Origin of the sequence: Paenibacillus terreus (assembly GCF_042138595.1) — a bacterium.
Taxonomy (GTDB): Bacteria; Bacillota; Bacilli; order Paenibacillales; family Paenibacillaceae; genus Paenibacillus; species Paenibacillus terreus.
Genome location: NZ_JBHIRX010000016.1, coordinates 103,083 through 119,147, shown reverse-complemented (window position 1 = coordinate 119,147; position 16,065 = coordinate 103,083). Strand labels below are relative to the sequence as shown.

Genomic DNA, 16,065 nt, shown 5'->3' with positions numbered 1-16,065 from the left:
TACCGTTTACTCGACCTCTAGCTCGGGAAACCTCAATTTCACGTCACGCTTGATCCTCTCTACGGCTTCTTCTTTCGTCTGGATGTCGTTGTTGAGATACAGCTGGAGCACAATTTTGAATATATCGTTATTAATGATCGTGTCGTATTTGGTCCTTTCGTATACGGGGACCTTCCTGGCTGCTTCCGAGAAAAATTCGAAATGCTTCTGGCCTCCCAGGTAATCCGACGTTACCGTCTGCGCCAGCTGGTCATTGACAACCATATTGCTTGTAAAGTAATCCTGCTCCCTGGCCAGCTCGGACAGAAATTCATGGTCAAAGTTATAGAACTTGATGAACTTCCAGGCGAGATCCTTTTTGTCACTGTTGCTGTACATCGCAATATAGGTTCCTCCCGCGCTGAAACCGGTCGGACCCTGGGCCAGTCCCCATAACCCTGCCGTATCCGGCGCATTCGCCTTGAACGTATACTGAAGTGCCCAGGTGGCGCCGGGATAGAACATCACTCCGCCATTTTGCATGGAAGCGGCCACACCTGCGCTGCCATCCTCAAATTCGGCCAGCACCTTCCGCTGCCTTGCTTCCCGTACGAGGTCGAGCACCTGCAAATATTTCTCGTTCATCACAAATTTGCCGTCCTTCACCCACGGAATTCCGTCATATGAATTCAAAATCGCATTCCAGTTGGCCAGTGCATGGACCTTATTCCCGCTTTCCTGCTGCACACGTTCGCCGATCTCAAATATTTTGTCCCAGGTGTCAATTTGGGCGCTGACCTTTTCAGGATCATCGGTCCCCAAATACTGTTTGGCCAGATCGCGCCGGTAATAAATGGCGCCCGGGGTGGCCTGATAACCGATGGCTTTTACATTGCCCTCGCTGTCCTTCTCATTCCCCTGCACAAACGGATATTGCTCAGGCAGCAAATCGTCCGCATTGTACGGGGCCTCTGACAGATTCTGCAAATAAGGAACATCGATCATTTCCCTGATGTTCGCGTTCTCGATCATGAACACGTCAGGCGCTTTGGAACGGGTCTGCAGGGCGGATTTTAATTTGGTGATATAAAAATTGCCCGGAATATTCACGAAATTCACCTTGATATCCGGATATTTTTGCTCAAACTTCTCAATGGCATAACCGGCCTCATCAGTAAAACTCCAGACGGTAATCTCGTTGTCTGCATCATCGGCCATGGCTTGAGGCTGACAACCGGATAATACGATAGCCAAACATAAAAGCAGCGCAAGCGGAGAATAGTTCAGCTTAAACTTCTTCATAAGCCCCTCCTTGTTGGAAAACGCTTTCATTTTATTCGATTATATTGATTTGGAGGTGGGCTTTCTCCACATATATTGTTATTCATTCTTCAAATTTTGCGCTCATCGTCTTATGCTTCTTTCGAAATTCGGTGGGTGTGCAGCCATTATATTTTTTAAAAAGACGGTTATAGGAGTTCATGTTGTTGAATCCGTGGTTTACGGCAATGTCGAGTATGGAGGACTCGCTGAACAACAGCGCCCACTCCGATTTAATGATCCGAAAATGATTAAGGTACTCCATTAATGTAACTCCCTTGATTTCCTTGAACAGCTTGCAAATATAAAATTTGCTGAATTTGATATGCTCTGCGATCTGCTCCAGCTTAATATTCTCCGCATAATGCTCCTCAAGATAGCTGCACACGGCTTCGATAAACTCAAACTTTTTGGAAGGCGTAATCTGCCAGCCGTCAATTGGTTCTTCATCACGAGGCGCTTTCGCTCTCAGCAGACACACGATCAGATCATACAATCTTGCAACCATAGCCCACCTGTATCCGGTTTCCCGGATCTTTGCCTCAGCAACAAGCGCATCGACACAGCGGACCAATTCCCTTTCCCTGCTTAGGCATGCTGGTATGACCGCAGTTTTATTAAACAGCTTTTTCGTATGCAGCAGGTCATTTTCCGCAATAAAGCTGCCGGATATCAGTTCCATCCGAAACAGGATAATGGTCAACTTCCCCGTTCCAGGCAGAAAATAATGCACATCCCCTGGCCTGATGATAAGCCCGTCTCCCTGCTCCAGCTCGTAAACCTGGTTGTAAACGCCGATACGCCCCCTTTTACCGTGTACAAACACCATTTCAACCTCTTCATGCCAGTGTGCAGCAAAGTTAAATTCCTCGCCTGTATGAATAACATGAATAGGAAAACCCTCCGGCATATGACCAGTCTCCAGAAAAGTGGGTGCTGCCATCCGAACCATCCTTCCCTGTTTTATCTTTCCATACCACCTTATTATAATTATGCATCCTGTGTACCTCCCCCTCTCTTGTGTCTTACAAATTGTTTAATGCATGTAAAATCGGGCCATTGGGCTTAGTGCTAACGGCTATACAAAAAGGGGACAGTCCCTGAGTCATATCTAATGACTTTTGGGAAGTCCCCTTCCAATACTATGAATTACTCCAGCTCATCAATACGCTGACGCTTGCCGATTCCGAAGACGATATAACCAATCACAACAAGGGCAATAAAGGCAGCCCCGACGATCAGGGAGGTCCGGGTGTCCGGATTGAACCACATGCCGGCAATGACAAACAGCAGGAACAAGATAATCAGGATGTTGCTGACCGGAAACCATTTGGATTTAAAGTTATGCTCCGCCATCTCCTTGCTCCAGCGCTGTCTGAAGCGGAACTGGCTGATCGCCAGCGCAAACCACGGCATCATGCCAGGCAGCACGCTTGCGCTGTAAATGTACAGGAACAGCTTGGACTCCGGCATCAGATAATTCAAAGCCACCCCGATCAGCAGCAGCGAAATCGTCGTGACAATGCTGTTGCGCGGCACGCCTCCCTTGGACAATTTGCCGAAAAACGCGGGCGCCTGTCCGTTCCGGGCCAGCGTATACAGCATTCGCCCCGCACTGTAGATGCCACTGTTGCAGCCCGACATGGCCGCCGTAAGCACGACAAAATTAATGATGCCCGCGGCCGCCACGATCCCGACCTTGGCAAAGGTCAATACGAACGGGCTGCCTGTCTCGCCCACTTCATTCCATGGAAACAGCGTGACAATGACGAAGATCGCGCCTACATAGAAGATCAGAATGCGCCATACGATATTTTTGATCGCTTTGCGCAGGGTGAACTTCGGATTTTCCGCCTCTCCTGCGGTAATGCCGACCATCTCTACCCCCTGGTAAGCTCCTGTTACAATGCAAAGCGCAAACAGAAATCCTTTGAGCCCACCAGGGAAAAAGCCGCCATGGCTGTACAGGTTGGACAACCCGAACGGCTGTCCTCCATTACCCAGCCCAAAAAAGATCATGCCTGTCCCGATCACAATCATGAACACAATGGCCGCAATTTTAATAATTGAAAACCAGAATTCAAACTCCCCGTAAAATCTCACCGCCGCCAGGTTGGCTGCAGCGATGATCAGGACACCTGCCAGCGCCGGGATCCACTGCGGAATATCCGGGAACCAGTAGCCCACATAGATGCCAATGGCCGTAACCTCGGCCATGCCGACCGTCACCCACAGGAACCAGTAGCTCCAAGCCGTAACAAAACCGGCGAGCGGACTGATATATTTATGGGCAAAGGTAGCAAAAGAACCCGCCACCGGCTCCACAATCAGCATTTCTCCCATGATGCGCATAATGAAAAAAATGATGATACCAGCAAGCAGATACGCCAGTAATACAGATGGGCCCGCCCACTTGATCGTGCTGGCCGATCCCATGAACAGCCCGACCCCAATGGTGCCCCCAAGTGCAATCAGTTCAATGTGCCTGGGCTTCAATCCTCTTTTTAATTGCTCTGTTTCCAAACCGCTTCCTCTTTTCTCTCCATGATACTATACACATTAACGCAATGCAGAATTACATCAATAAATTTTACTGGAAAAATCGAGGGAATACAATATGAAATGATATGTAAAAAACCAGGGAAGCTCAAGAAACGAGCTTTCCTGGTTTTTGATATATCGTATTAAGAGGCAGACACTGCGCTAACCTGAGCGAAGTTAACATAAACGATAGATCCTGCTGTAAGGCCTGAGGAAAGTGGTGTGACTACTGAAGCTTCAAATCCATTGCCATCAACACTGATGATACGCCCTTGAAAAGAGGTGCTGCCCAGATTAACGGTTACAGGTATGCTTGCGAGGGCCCACGCATACAAGCGTTGTTGAAACGACGGGCCTGCAAAAGGACGAGAAGAACCATACTGCTGTGGAGCAGGACTATAGAAGCTATTATTATTATTATTGTAGTAAGGAGTGCTGCCAAAACACTTGATTTTAACTCTGCCTTTGGCCTTCACTTTCTTAGGAGCCTTTCTCACAATTTCACTATAGTTTTTGACACGCATTTTTTTTGCCATCGTATTGTTGCCTCCCTTTGTTTGAGATACTGTATTCTATGCAGTTGGACAAGGGAGGCTTGGACAAATATTCTAGTAAAATAGTGGAATTTAGTAGATACCAAGATATAAACACAATCATCGTGAACTGTATTCTGCCAAGCCTTGATGATCTTCACTGTTATTGCTTAAGAGGAGCCTCAAGTTAATTCACTGGTTCAAGAAATCCCCGTTGCTGCAGTAACTCCTTGGTCGCATCCCACAATTTATTTTGCATCGACATATCTCCACCGGGATGCACAGGCACGATAGGATTTCCGGACCCGACATTAAAGTATCCCCCTGTCACGCTCTGAAACTCCGGATCAGCGATTAATCGGCTAATGATGTCAGCCCCTCGCCGCGGATCACCAATATGCAGTAACTTCAATACTCTCTCAAGCATGGATGCAAACCACAGCTCACGTCCAAGCCCTGTAACGTTAAACCCGGGATTGAGCGCATTTACGACTATCCCCGTTCCTTCCCATTGGCGTGCCAGTTCACCGTTAAACATAATATTTAGCAGCTTCGTTTTGCCATAAATTGCAGATGAACCTCTAGCGGTAAAAGGAGAAACATCCGTTAAATCCTCAGGAATTTTGAATTCCCCATGATTCCGTGAAGCCTCGGAAGCCACATTGACAACTCTGGCATTTCCCGCATTACATAATGAACGGTATAGAGTGTGCGTCAACAGCCAAGGTGCTAAATAGTTCACGGCGATCATCTCAGGGAACCCTTCGGTCGTTATCCGCTGCTCGAACGCATGCACTCCTGCATTGTTCACCAGCACGTCTATTCTCGGGTATGCAGCTGATATCTCCTGCCCCATTCGTTTGACATCCTTCATCAAGGACAAATCTCCGTAAAAAAAATCTACTGAAGCGGAAGGCATTTGTTTATTTATTATTTTCATGGCGGCTTCAGCCCGTTCTCTGCTTCTGGCTGTCAAAACAAGATGGCCCCCACGCTTGGCCATTTCAATCGCAACTAGCTGCCCCAGACCACTTGTGGCTCCCGTTATTACAATAATCGGTATTGTCGTCATTTGTCTGCTCCTTCCTATAACCTAGCCTTCAGCTTTGACTTGTGTCGGACATCCTTATATAATTGACATAAATCAACTATATTCATTTAATTGATATATGTCAACTACTTAGCTGCACATTACAAAGGTTAGGTGAAGAAGATGAATGACAAACAGCATAAAAATACGCGGAGAACAAATTTGGAGCTGGAGCTGGGAGAACAACTCAATGCCCTGATCACTTCCATGCATGCGCTAAATGTAAAAATAGCCGCACGGTTTGATCCTTCCCTGCAGCCTGCGGCTTTCCATCTTGTCCGTTGGCTTTATTCATACGGCCCCACAAGCGCTTCCGCACTGGCGGAAGCTGCGGCCATGGATCGGAGCTCTGTCAGCCGTCTCGTCAAGCAGTTGGAGCAATTGGGTTATGTGAAAAGGGAATCCTCTCCGGATGACCGGCGGGGAATATTTCTTTCCCTCACGGATCTGGGGCGGGAAAAAACGAAGGAGGCCCTGAAGGAAAAAGAAATCGCCTATTTCGAACGCATTTCCAAATGGGATGAGGATCAGCTTGAACAGTTTATCGGCATGCTTAAGGATTTTAACGGATTGGATTCCATATAAAAGGCAGAGAAAAAGCCGCCAAAACAATTATGTTTAGCGGCTTACTAACATTATTTAATATAGTGATGCTCCCGAATCACGCCGTTTTCGTCGATCAAATTCCATACCGGTGCCCTCATAATGTGAAACCGCCGGCATCGTGGCTAAAATGAGCCGGACAGACTTTTAAAACCATTTGCTAACGATAGGATAGTACATCTCCCATAGCCGCTCCGCATTCCGGGCATCAAGCGCAATATCGCCCTTGTCATGGTTGATGATTTCGGATTCATTACAATCAACGAAGTAGCGTCCGCCTATCCCTTCGAGAAGTGGAGAAGCGGCTAACAGCACGGAAGTTGCCGCGCCTTGGGCCGGTGTTTTCCAGCCTACAGGCTTGCTCAGGCGTTTACCGGTCTCATCCGCCGCTCCCCAGCTCTTTAAGGTATCACGATCGATATGGCGTTGCAGATTGGTTGCAATTGCGCCAGGCATCAGGGAATTTGCAGAAATACCATCCTGTCCCCAATGGCTGTTGGCCCCAACAGCAAAAAGAACATTAGCTGCTTTCGACTGTATATAAGCCTGCAAAGGTTCATAGGTACGGCGAGTAAAATGAATGTCCTCGAAAACGATGGGAGCCCCCAGACGCCCGGAAGGATCGGCTGAGCTAACGGACACAATTCGAGCTGAGCCGGCCTGAACCAATGCGGGATGAAGCCCCACTGCCAAAGCGAAATGTCCCAGATAATTCGCCGCAAATTGTTCCTCATAACCTTCAGGGGTTAGCCGCAGTTCAGGTATGCCCATCACCCCCGCATTGTTTATAAGCACGTCCAAAGGCTCCGACCAGTTGGATACAAATGCGGCTATACTGTGTTTATCCAGCAAATCCAGTCTGGCAGCTTTAACATTTTTATTTCCTGTACTGGCTGTAATATCTGCAATCGCTTCTTTTCCTCTTTCGGGATTACGTACGGCCAATGTCACCTCAGCTCCGCGCCGGGCCAATGCTCGTGCCGTCTCCAACCCAATCCCGGAAGCTCCACCGGTAATAACCATTCGTTTTCCTGTTAAATCAGTGCCTGCTAGGACCTCATCAGCTGTTGTATTCGCATTAAATGGTGTACGAATTAACCCCATTTCCATCACTCCTGTTAGGTTTGTGAGTCACAAGCATCCTCCAACTGCTGATGCAGAATGCTGATGACAGGGTTATCGTATCACAGCAATTAAGGTTGAACTTATCCGGAAAGGCCAAATCACTTGACGATTTAGTTCAAAGATTAATTATTTAATCGTACAAGGCAGTTTGCTGCCGGCTTTGCTGACGATATGCTGCGGGTGATAGACCAGTAACTTCTTTGAATACTCGTGAGAAGTGGGCCGGACTTTCGTAGCCTGTCATAAAACAAATATCAGTAACCGAATATGCAGAGCCTGTGAGCAGCTCTTTGGCTTTACTGACCCTCCGTTGACGAATCCAACGGGAGGGAGTCATTTGATACACGGCATTAAAATCCCGTTTAAAGCTGGACAAGCTTCTTCCTGACAAGTAGGCCAAATCGGATAGAGATACTGGAGCAAACACATACTCCTCCATCAATGCCGCAAGACTTGGGATTCTGAGAGGGTGGCTGATCTGCAGCAGCTGTTTCATTAAATTATTATCCGCGGCAGCAAGTCCATACAAAAGCTCCAATAGCTTCATTTTTATGAGATGGTCGTTCATAACTTCATGTTCGTTGAAATATGGCTTTAACGACTCCAAATAGGTTAACAGACGCTCGTTGACCGGCACCGGATGAACAGGCTCAGCTCCAGTTGTACGCACAGGATTTAATTTGGCCATCAATGCGAATTCCTTAAGTAAATCATCTCCTAGAAAAAACATCCAGTAATTCAACAGTTCGCCTTCGTATTCACCTGATTTTTGATACTCCACAACTTTTGCTTTCTCCAAAAGAACCAGTTCGTTCCGCTTGACGTCAATCTGCTCGCTTCCATAACAAACCGTATAGGTGCCGCTTAGAACAATTAATAAAAAATGCTCTTGCAGAAACAGTCTGCCCTCACTGCCTAAAGCAGAGGCGCAAGTTTCTAATATTGTCAGACCATTTAGCCTGAGAATGTTTTGCGGAACAGCTTCTGCAGGAAAACCATACGGGGCTTTTATTATTTTTGAATTCAAGTTGTATGATTTCCTCCTTCATGGCTCTATTTCGACATTCGCTCCTATCTATAGTTTACTCCATTGCAAGCATCCAAAGCAGCTATTTGTTAAGGCGCGTATTGTTGTGGCCTCACACTACTTCAATACCTCCGTCTTGTTCATCAGCTCCTGTAATTCCGCAGCAATTCCTCGAAGTGCAGCAATCGAAGAGGATAGCTGCTCAACTGAACATAATTGCTTTTCGGATGCATTTGCGACATTCTGTACTCTCTCTGTTGTTGTTTCCGCAAAGCTGGCCATTTCATGAACGGCTGCCGAAACCTGCTTTGCGGAAGCGGATACCTGTCCGGATGATGACGATATTTGCTTCATCTGATCAGCTACCTGGTTGATGGAAATATGAATACGCATGAAAATTTCCCCTGTTTCTTTTACAAAATCCAAACCGGTTTGCATTTCACGGCTTACCTGTTCAATCGCATCGGCCGATGTGATCGCGTCTTCCTGAATGGACTGAATCATGCCGGTGATTTTATCGGTTGATGCGACCGAATGCTCCGCCAGTTTCCTCACTTCATCCGCTACAACCGCAAACCCTTTCCCATGCTCCCCTGCTCTCGCAGCCTCAATGGCAGCATTCAGGGCAAGCAAATTCGTTTGAGAAGCAATTTGTTTTATCAAATCAACAATATGCACAATCTCCGCAGTGTTCTGGTTTAACCTTTTCACCTGCTGCGAAGAGGTATCCATTTGCTCAGTGATCCATTGCATTTGACGGACAGCGGTCTGAATTATCGTATTGCCTTCGTTCGCTTCTTCCGCAGTGTCCACTGCCCTTTCCGAGACCGCAGCCGACGCTTCTGCGATATGTATGATTCCCGAGGTTATGTCCTCTATCGCTGTTGAGCTTTCCTCGGTTTGTTTTTTCTGGATACAGGCCCCGCTTGTTATTTCCTGCATATGGGCAGCCATACCTTTAATCGACTCACGGCTGGAATTGTAATTGTCATTTAATCGCGAGGATACTTCGGCCAATTGATTGGAATTCGCTGAAAGCTTCTTGATCATGCCGTTTAAAATAATTTGTTTGTGCTCTTTCTCGTCCAGGGTGGCTAACAGCTTTCTCTTATGAGCGATCTGCCAAATGATAGCCCCCGATGTCCCGACCAAAAACAAGGCATGAATAGCAACCATTGAAAGCGGATAATCGCTCGTACCATAAACATATTCCCCGATCAATAAATAACCGGCCACATGCTGTACGGCAAACAGAACGGTCATCATAACGATCAGATCGATCCTTTCATAATAACCGATGATAGCCACCACCATAAAAATGGAAAAATGATACTCGACCATCCCCCCTCCGCCTGCAATCATGGACATGCTGCCAAATGTGATCGCAAGCGTATTCATAAGCGGAATTTGGGCATGCTCAGGCCTAAATCGATATAGTAAAAGGGCGGTCAGAAAAAACAAAACCGGAAGAGCCAGAAACAAATTCGCAATCAAGGCAGTCTGCCCAGTCGCCTCCCCCCCGTGCCCCATCCAATGGAGAGATACATTCAAGGATCGATGAAGAAAATGAACGAGCATTGAGGCAAGCATAACAATCATGGACAGGATCAGAATAATGCGATTTTTGACGTATTCCAACTTCAAAATCCTCCTTCTGGATGTTTCAAATGCCCATATCAAAAAAATCCTCCGCAAAACGGAGGACTGGCTTCTCACATTTCGGCATCTGGTTGGTATAAGATAGTTTAGGGTTCGCCATGTGAAACTTTTTAAGATGAAGCGTTCTTTCTATATCGGTAATAATTAAAATTTTAATTAGACAATTTTATCCAGATTCATTTATTTATTTTTACTGAAAATTGTGTTTCTTCATGCTCCCTAAGAAGTTGAACAATACTAAATTGAAATCAAAGCATGGTATAATAAGAAAAGCATCTTTCGTAGTACTTCTAAGCGGATAGACCCTATTTCAATAATAAAATGGAGTTGATTCCAAAATGCAGGAACTGCTTGACCCTCGGAATGATTTCGTTTTTAAACGAATTTTTGGCAGCGAAGAAAATAAAGATGTACTGCTCGCCTTTCTGAATCGAACGTTTGCGGAGTCTGGTGAGACACCACTGACGGAAATTGTCCTTCTTAATCCGTACACAGATAAAGATACCCCTCTCGATAAACAATCTATTTTTGATATTTGGGCCAAGACAACAGAAGGCAAACTGATTAATATTGAGATGCAATTGGTGCGCGCTGTTCTCCCTACAACCCGAGTAGAAATACTCGACAAAGGGGGAGCGGTGTATTTATATACATCGAACTTTGTGTCCGAATGGGCAGGGGAAGTACCTGCTTAGGTGGAAAGCCTGCCAACCTACCCTAAGACCCGCGACATGCGAAAAGGATTCTCTTCCTTTTGGTATGAGAGCTCGCTGAGGACGGCGAAACGCAGACCTGTGAAGCGGTTAGCAAAATAGCCGGGGGGTCACGCGTTGCTAAGGTTAGGATGTGCTTGTTGGCACCGACGAATCTCTGAGCGTACGGCTCGTAAATTTCAGTGTAAGCGAATCAGAAGCTTCACGCCCCTGTTAAGGGGTTCAGTCATGGCCGGTGTAGTTCAGTTGTGCATTCGGCGATCTCTATCCGGTATGGGATAGAAGTTCTGCGTCCACAGGCTGAGGACAAAAGAACGGCTGACGGGTTAAAGGAGAAACCTAAGGCAACGATAAAAGACTAGGATACAAGGAACAGCGGAACTCTGAAAGGGGATGCAAAGGGGAGAGAACTCCAAAGCCTCGAAACAGCAGGAAATGGCTGTTGAATTCAGAGGGCAGCAGCCCGTAGTAGTGAGGACAGGCCGCCGACAGTCACTATGCCTAGCGATAGGCGAAGGAGGATACAAACGGCCCGAGCGAAGGGGCATAGTCATGACGAAGTTTTTTTTTTTGGAAACGAAGCATACAACCGTTAGGGAAGCCGATGCGCAAACCTGACTAATCCCAAAACAATTCCCTCGAAGGAGGTGATTGCTTTGGCCCAACCATCTAACTTATCTGGACAAACGATTCTATCGACGGAGCAGGATTTGCGAGATTTGCTGGATTCTCTGTACGAAACGACGCAAGCAGCCTTGAAAGAGGGAATCAAACCCTGCTTCAAAGGGTTGCTGGAGTATATGAAGGCGGAGGTCACCATTCTCACCGCTATTCATAATATCAAAAGCAACAAAGGCAGCGAAACACCTGGTAGTGATGGAGAAACGATGCGGGAGCATATATTGGAAAAGGACTACGCGGGAATCATCGCTCGCGTACAAGCCGGACTGGCTTACTATGTTCCTCTCCCCATACGCCGAAAGTACATCCCAAAACCGGGAAAGACGGAAAAGCGTCCGTTAGGGATTCCTACCATTATCGATCGGATTATCCAGGAGTGCATTCGGATGATACTGGAACCGATCATGGAAGCCCAGTTTTTCAAACACTCCTATGGGTTTCGCCCCATGCGGGATGCGCCTATGGCACTGGAACGAACCAAGCGCGTAGTCCACCAAACCGGATACCACTGGATTGTTGAAGGCGACATCGCCAAGTTCTTTGATACCGTTCATCATGCGAAATTGGGAAGGTTCTTATATGGAATGGGCGTGCGTGACCAACGGGTACTGATGATCATCAAGACGATGGTCAAAACCGGGATCATGAACGAAATGCCAGTCAATCTGCTGGGGACCCAACAGGGCGGCATTCTCTCCCCTCTGCTAGCCAATGTCTATCTTCACCAGATGGACTACTGGGTAACCCGAGAATGGGAGAACAAGAAAACCCGAACCACCTTCGCTCAAAGTGCAAGCCGAACGACAGTGTTAAAGAAATCCAGCCGATTGAAACCGGCCTATCTGGTGCGTTATGCCGATGATTGGGTGCTCATTGTGCCGTCGAAGCAGCAAGCAGAGAAATGGAAACAGCGAATTGCCAAGCAGATCCAATCCGCTCTACATCTTCACCCGATCCCGCCCAGATCGAACCCGATTACAGGCCAAAATAAAGGAACTCCACTGCAAAGTAAACCAGTTGAAACGATGTGGCAGCAAAGAACAACTGATGCGGGAAATCTACACGTTCAATGCGGTGATTCGGGGAATCATCCAGTACTACCAGGGAACGACTTGGGTGAATATTGCGTTGCGAAAGTATGCACATAACCTGAGAACCAAGGCCATGCGGATACTGGAAAAGTACGGAGGAATCTGGCTGCCTGCCCATCAGACCAAGAATCTGCCTTCGGTGCACACCGACTACACAGAGAAAGTGCCCGCGATTCAGATCAGAGACATGTATATCGGGGTAACCTCCCTATCCTTCTGCAGGTGGAAGAAAACGGAACTGAAACGTCCAAAAGAAACTCCGTACACGGCAGAAGGCAGGGCGATCTATCGGGCAAGAACGAGCAAAAAGCCAAGACTGGCACGAGCAGATGATATACTGGTCGCACATCTGGAGAGATGGGCCCAACACGAAGGTGCAAAGAAATAGACAACTTCGAGTATGCCCTAAACCGAGCCTATGCGTATAATCGAGACAAGAAAAAGTGCAGGGTCTGTGGCGAATCCATCCATAGCGACGAAATGTCCTTTCATCGCATCAATCCTTACTTGCCTCTGGGGAAAGTCAATCGGGTCAACAATCTCGCTTCGGTACACGAACGGTGCCACAGGATGATTCATGATGAACAGGACTACTCTACATTAGGGAAGAAACATTGGCGTAAGATTCTGAAATTCAGAGAAAAGTTGTAGCGCTTCGTGCCAGCGTCATGGTGGAATGCCGTATGATTTGAAAAAATCACGTACGGTGTGAAAGAAGGGAAAAGGGAGGCTGACCGAGTAACGTCGAAGTCTACCCTTACCTATTCTTATTTCAATAAATATGATATCGAGAAGCGGACGCTCTATTACTGGAGCAAGCGTTACTCCAGCCAGTTGCAAGAAGGACAAACCTACAAGGAACTCAAAAAATGTGTCACTATTAATATTTTGAACTACTCATTTATTTCTAATGAACGTTATCATAATGTATTTCATCTAAGAGAAGACTATACAGGGCTTGAACTGAGCGACGATATTGAAGTGCATTTCATGGAGCTGACCAAGCTGGATGATAATTCCGTTCCAATGGAAGGCGGGTTAGTCAACTGGCTATTGTTCCTGAAAGGTGTCGACAAATCGAATTGGGAGGTGCTGAAGATGAATGAACCGACTTTGAAGAAAGCGATGGATACGCTTGAATTTCTGAGTCAGGACCGCGAAGCACGCAGACGGTATGAAGAGCGGCAGAAATATTTGCATGATGAGGCCTCTATGATCGAATGGGCTACGGAAAAAGGGATGGCCGAAGGTATGGCTAAAGGTATGGCTAAAGGTATGGCTGAGGGAGAGAAAAAGAAAGCCATTGAAATCGCCAAGAATATGCTCTCCATGGGTATAGAGGTTTCCATCGTCGCCAAAGCAAGCGGACTATCCGAAGCGGAAGTAAGAGCACTCAAGCCCGTTCAATAGGTTTTACAGTTGTTCACCTTTCAGCGAAGTAACCAAGAAAAATATCGCCTTACCCCCATGAATGCGGGCAAGGCGATATTTTCTCACTTAAACACCTTCATTTTTCTGACGGCGTTTTCGGCGGCCTCCATAATCACTTCCCCCAGTGTAGGATGGGGATGGATGGTCATCGCCAGATCCTCCACGGTCGCTCCCATCTCGATCGCCAAAGCTAGCTCCGATATGAGGGTTGAAGCTTCTACCCCAACAATTTGCGCGCCAATGACAATGCCGGACGCCTGATCCGCAATAATTTTAACAAAGCCTTCCGCCGCTTTCAGGGCAAGCGCTCGACCGTTAATCGATAATGAAGATTTTCCAACGACAACCGGAATCGCATTGGCTTTACACTCAATTTCGCTCAGACCAACGCTGGCCAGCTCCGGCTCGGAAAAAACGACAAGCGGAATGGCTTTGTAATCAATGGCAGAAGGCTTACCCGCTATCACTTCCGCCGCAACCTTGGCTTCATAAGAAGCTTTATGGGCAAGCGCCGGACCTTTCGTAATGTCGCCGATTGCGAAGATATGCGGGATTGCCGTCCTGCATTGTTCATCCGTTTCGATCAGTCCTCTGTTCGTTACCTGTAAGCCGGTGTGTTCAAGTCCCAAATCCCCGTCTGTATTCGGCCTCCTGCCAACGGTCACTAAAGCATACTCCGCTCTAATCTGATGCTGCTCATCATTTTTCAAATAATGAAGTGTCAGCCCATCCGCATTCTGCTCCGCTTTTACCGCAATTGCTCCCGTTTCGATGGTTACGCCGTCTGTGTTCAGGTGCCGGATGACAGGAGCGACAAGCTCCGCTTCAAACCCGGGCAGTACCTGGCCTCCTCCCTCGAGGATCGTCACCTTGGTGCCGAATTTGGCATACATCTGCCCCAATTCAATGCCGATATAACCACCGCCGATAACGACCAGGCTTGACGGAATTTGAGATAGTGAAAGCGCTTCAGTTGAAGACAGGATACGTCCGCCAAATGGCAATGCCTCCAGCTCAATAGGGCGGGATCCCGTTGCCAATATAACGTGCTTAAAAGAAACCCTCTGCTCTGTTCCTGGCCTTTTGACAACGGCCGTTTGCTCATCAAGGAAGCTTGCATCTCCTTCCAGAATCATTACTTTGGCATTGTTCAGGATAAAATTAACTCCTCCAACCTGCTTATTTACAACCGCTTGCTTGAAAGCTTGGGCATCCGTAAAGAAAGCTGAAGCAGCTGAGCTGTTCCACTCCCTATGCATACTGTACCGATGTGCTTCTGATATTAAAACTTTGGAAGGAATGCAACCGACATTGGTGCAAACTCCGCCAATCTGGCCGCGTTCCACAATGGCCGTCTTCATCCCCAACTGAGCTGACCACTGCGCCGCCGCATGGCCTCCCGGTCCTGATCCGATGACCAGAGTATCTACGGTTATAGGCTCATTCATGCCTTAACACCACCTGTTATAAAATATGATGATCATAATATATTATAATCATCATATTTTAAAACGGTCAATACTCCCTTCTACCTGGGATGCTGGGCCCGAGAGAATTGACATGCTTTTTTATGATGACTATAATATTTTGAAATTGGATTATAAGCTTGAGGTGATTGGTATGCCTTATCCCGAAGGTCATAAGCAAAAAGTGCGCGGGCAAATTATCGAAAGTGCCGCCAAAGCCTTTCGTAAGAACGGAATTCGCGAAATCAGTGTGCCTGTCATAATGAAGGGAGCCGGCCTGACACACGGAGGATTCTATGCTCATTTTGAAAATAAAGAACAGTTGGTTTCAGAAGCCTGCTGTTATGCGGTTACCGAGGGAATTGCACTGATGGGGAAATTGGCTGACCGTGAGAAGGAAAAGCCCAGGATTCATACGGTAATCGATTATTATTTGAGCCCTTATCATCGTGATCATCCTGAGATTGGCTGCATTCTTCCCGCCCTTTCCAGTGAAATCTCCCGATCTTCCGAAGAAGTTCGTCAGATCTTCACCCGTGAGCTGGAACGAATGATTCATTTTATCTCCGATCTTGCCGGTATTGATAAGTCTACGGGCAGTGCATTGCTTAGTACCATGGTTGGAACGCTAATGCTGGCACGGTCGGTTAACGATCCCGGGCTGAGCGAGAGTCTCCTCGCTTCTGGCAGGCAGCATGCCAAGGAGTTAATTAAAGCCTAGTCTTTGCTCAAGGCCCTGTAAAATAAATATAGGGACCGGCAATAAGCCGGTCCCTAATGTTCGACTTTCCCCCTAGCAGTCTCCG

General features: G+C 47.2%; 14 protein-coding genes and 2 pseudogenes. 7 read left to right on the top strand and 9 right to left on the bottom strand.

What is annotated here, in order from left to right:
- Window positions 1-6 precede the first annotated feature (6 nt).
- The 5 genes from ACE5KN_RS23765 to ACE5KN_RS23745 form a co-directional block, all read right to left on the bottom strand.
- Complete coding sequence (locus ACE5KN_RS23765; RefSeq protein WP_375527751.1) at window positions 7-1,281, bottom strand: ABC transporter substrate-binding protein; 1,275 nt, start codon at window positions 1,279-1,281, stop codon at window positions 7-9.
- Between the two features lie 82 nt (window positions 1,282-1,363).
- Complete coding sequence (locus ACE5KN_RS23760) at window positions 1,364-2,242, bottom strand: AraC family transcriptional regulator (RefSeq protein ID WP_375527750.1); 879 nt, start codon at window positions 2,240-2,242, stop codon at window positions 1,364-1,366.
- Between the two features lie 206 nt (window positions 2,243-2,448).
- Window positions 2,449-3,822 (bottom strand): amino acid permease, encoded by a 1,374-nt coding sequence (locus ACE5KN_RS23755; RefSeq protein WP_375527749.1) that lies wholly within the window; start codon window positions 3,820-3,822, stop codon window positions 2,449-2,451.
- 161 nt (window positions 3,823-3,983) lie between these two features.
- Window positions 3,984-4,376: a hypothetical protein gene (locus tag ACE5KN_RS23750; protein ID WP_375527748.1), complete on the bottom strand. Its 393-nt coding sequence runs from the start codon at window positions 4,374-4,376 to the stop codon at window positions 3,984-3,986.
- 184 nt (window positions 4,377-4,560) lie between these two features.
- On the bottom strand, window positions 4,561-5,445 hold the full coding sequence (locus ACE5KN_RS23745; protein WP_375527747.1) for an SDR family NAD(P)-dependent oxidoreductase: 885 nt from the start codon (window positions 5,443-5,445) through the stop codon (window positions 4,561-4,563).
- 141 nt (window positions 5,446-5,586) lie between these two features.
- Between ACE5KN_RS23745 and ACE5KN_RS23740 the strand changes: the two genes are divergently transcribed.
- Window positions 5,587-6,048: a MarR family winged helix-turn-helix transcriptional regulator gene (locus tag ACE5KN_RS23740; RefSeq protein ID WP_375527746.1), complete on the top strand. Its 462-nt coding sequence runs from the start codon at window positions 5,587-5,589 to the stop codon at window positions 6,046-6,048.
- Between the two features lie 165 nt (window positions 6,049-6,213).
- On the opposite strand, the gene ACE5KN_RS23735 is transcribed toward ACE5KN_RS23740, so the two are convergent.
- From ACE5KN_RS23735 to ACE5KN_RS23725, 3 genes are all read right to left on the bottom strand, one after another.
- Window positions 6,214-7,170: an SDR family NAD(P)-dependent oxidoreductase gene (locus tag ACE5KN_RS23735; RefSeq protein WP_375527745.1), complete on the bottom strand. Its 957-nt coding sequence runs from the start codon at window positions 7,168-7,170 to the stop codon at window positions 6,214-6,216.
- A gap of 151 nt (window positions 7,171-7,321) precedes the next feature.
- Window positions 7,322-8,218, bottom strand: coding sequence for a helix-turn-helix domain-containing protein (locus tag ACE5KN_RS23730; RefSeq protein WP_375527744.1), 897 nt, complete (start codon window positions 8,216-8,218; stop codon window positions 7,322-7,324).
- A gap of 117 nt (window positions 8,219-8,335) precedes the next feature.
- Window positions 8,336-9,856: a methyl-accepting chemotaxis protein gene (locus ACE5KN_RS23725; RefSeq protein ID WP_375527743.1), complete on the bottom strand. Its 1,521-nt coding sequence runs from the start codon at window positions 9,854-9,856 to the stop codon at window positions 8,336-8,338.
- A 359-nt stretch (window positions 9,857-10,215) separates the two neighbouring features.
- On the opposite strand from ACE5KN_RS23725, the pseudogene ACE5KN_RS23720 reads away from it, so the two are divergent.
- The 5 genes and pseudogenes from ACE5KN_RS23720 to ACE5KN_RS23700 form a co-directional block, all read left to right on the top strand.
- Window positions 10,216-10,461 (top strand): annotated as a pseudogene (locus ACE5KN_RS23720) (PD-(D/E)XK nuclease family transposase); the annotation flags it as partial.
- A gap of 785 nt (window positions 10,462-11,246) precedes the next feature.
- Window positions 11,247-12,419: a reverse transcriptase domain-containing protein gene (locus ACE5KN_RS23715; RefSeq protein ID WP_375527742.1), complete on the top strand. Its 1,173-nt coding sequence runs from the start codon at window positions 11,247-11,249 to the stop codon at window positions 12,417-12,419.
- A complete protein-coding gene (locus ACE5KN_RS23710) occupies window positions 12,400-12,750 on the top strand; it encodes a hypothetical protein (protein WP_375533167.1) in 351 nt (116 codons plus the stop codon). Before ACE5KN_RS23715 ends, ACE5KN_RS23710 begins: the two co-directional genes overlap by 20 nt.
- Window positions 12,720-13,013 (top strand): HNH endonuclease, encoded by a 294-nt coding sequence (locus ACE5KN_RS23705; RefSeq protein ID WP_375527740.1) that lies wholly within the window; start codon window positions 12,720-12,722, stop codon window positions 13,011-13,013. The genes ACE5KN_RS23710 and ACE5KN_RS23705 overlap by 31 nt, the downstream gene beginning before the upstream one ends.
- A 120-nt stretch (window positions 13,014-13,133) precedes the next feature.
- Window positions 13,134-13,772 (top strand): annotated as a pseudogene (locus tag ACE5KN_RS23700) (Rpn family recombination-promoting nuclease/putative transposase); the annotation flags it as partial.
- Window positions 13,773-13,855: 83 nt separating this feature from the next.
- On the opposite strand, the gene lpdA reads toward ACE5KN_RS23700, so the two are convergent.
- Window positions 13,856-15,241: a dihydrolipoyl dehydrogenase gene (gene lpdA, locus ACE5KN_RS23695; protein WP_375527738.1), complete on the bottom strand. Its 1,386-nt coding sequence runs from the start codon at window positions 15,239-15,241 to the stop codon at window positions 13,856-13,858.
- 172 nt (window positions 15,242-15,413) lie between these two features.
- On the opposite strand from lpdA, the gene ACE5KN_RS23690 reads away from it, so the two are divergent.
- Complete coding sequence (locus ACE5KN_RS23690; RefSeq protein WP_375527784.1) at window positions 15,414-15,980, top strand: TetR/AcrR family transcriptional regulator; 567 nt, start codon at window positions 15,414-15,416, stop codon at window positions 15,978-15,980.
- Window positions 15,981-16,065: the final 85 nt, after the last annotated feature.

Bases quoted from the DNA above. Each gene is read 5' to 3' on its own strand.
- ACE5KN_RS23760 (WP_375527750.1), bottom strand. From the start codon at position 2,242: ATGGCAGCACCCACTTTTCTGGAGACTGGTCATATGCCGGAGGGTTTT.
- ACE5KN_RS23740 (WP_375527746.1), top strand. From the start codon at position 5,587: ATGAATGACAAACAGCATAAAAATACGCGGAGAACAAATTTGGAGCTG.
- ACE5KN_RS23705 (WP_375527740.1), top strand. From the start codon at position 12,720: ATGGGCCCAACACGAAGGTGCAAAGAAATAGACAACTTCGAGTATGCC.
- ACE5KN_RS23750 (WP_375527748.1), bottom strand. From the start codon at position 4,376: ATGGCAAAAAAAATGCGTGTCAAAAACTATAGTGAAATTGTGAGAAAG.
- ACE5KN_RS23745 (WP_375527747.1), bottom strand. From the start codon at position 5,445: ATGACGACAATACCGATTATTGTAATAACGGGAGCCACAAGTGGTCTG.
- ACE5KN_RS23690 (WP_375527784.1), top strand. From the start codon at position 15,414: ATGCCTTATCCCGAAGGTCATAAGCAAAAAGTGCGCGGGCAAATTATC.
- lpdA (WP_375527738.1), bottom strand. From the start codon at position 15,241: ATGAATGAGCCTATAACCGTAGATACTCTGGTCATCGGATCAGGACCG.
- ACE5KN_RS23765 (WP_375527751.1), bottom strand. From the start codon at position 1,281: ATGAAGAAGTTTAAGCTGAACTATTCTCCGCTTGCGCTGCTTTTATGT.
- ACE5KN_RS23735 (WP_375527745.1), bottom strand. From the start codon at position 7,170: ATGGGGTTAATTCGTACACCATTTAATGCGAATACAACAGCTGATGAG.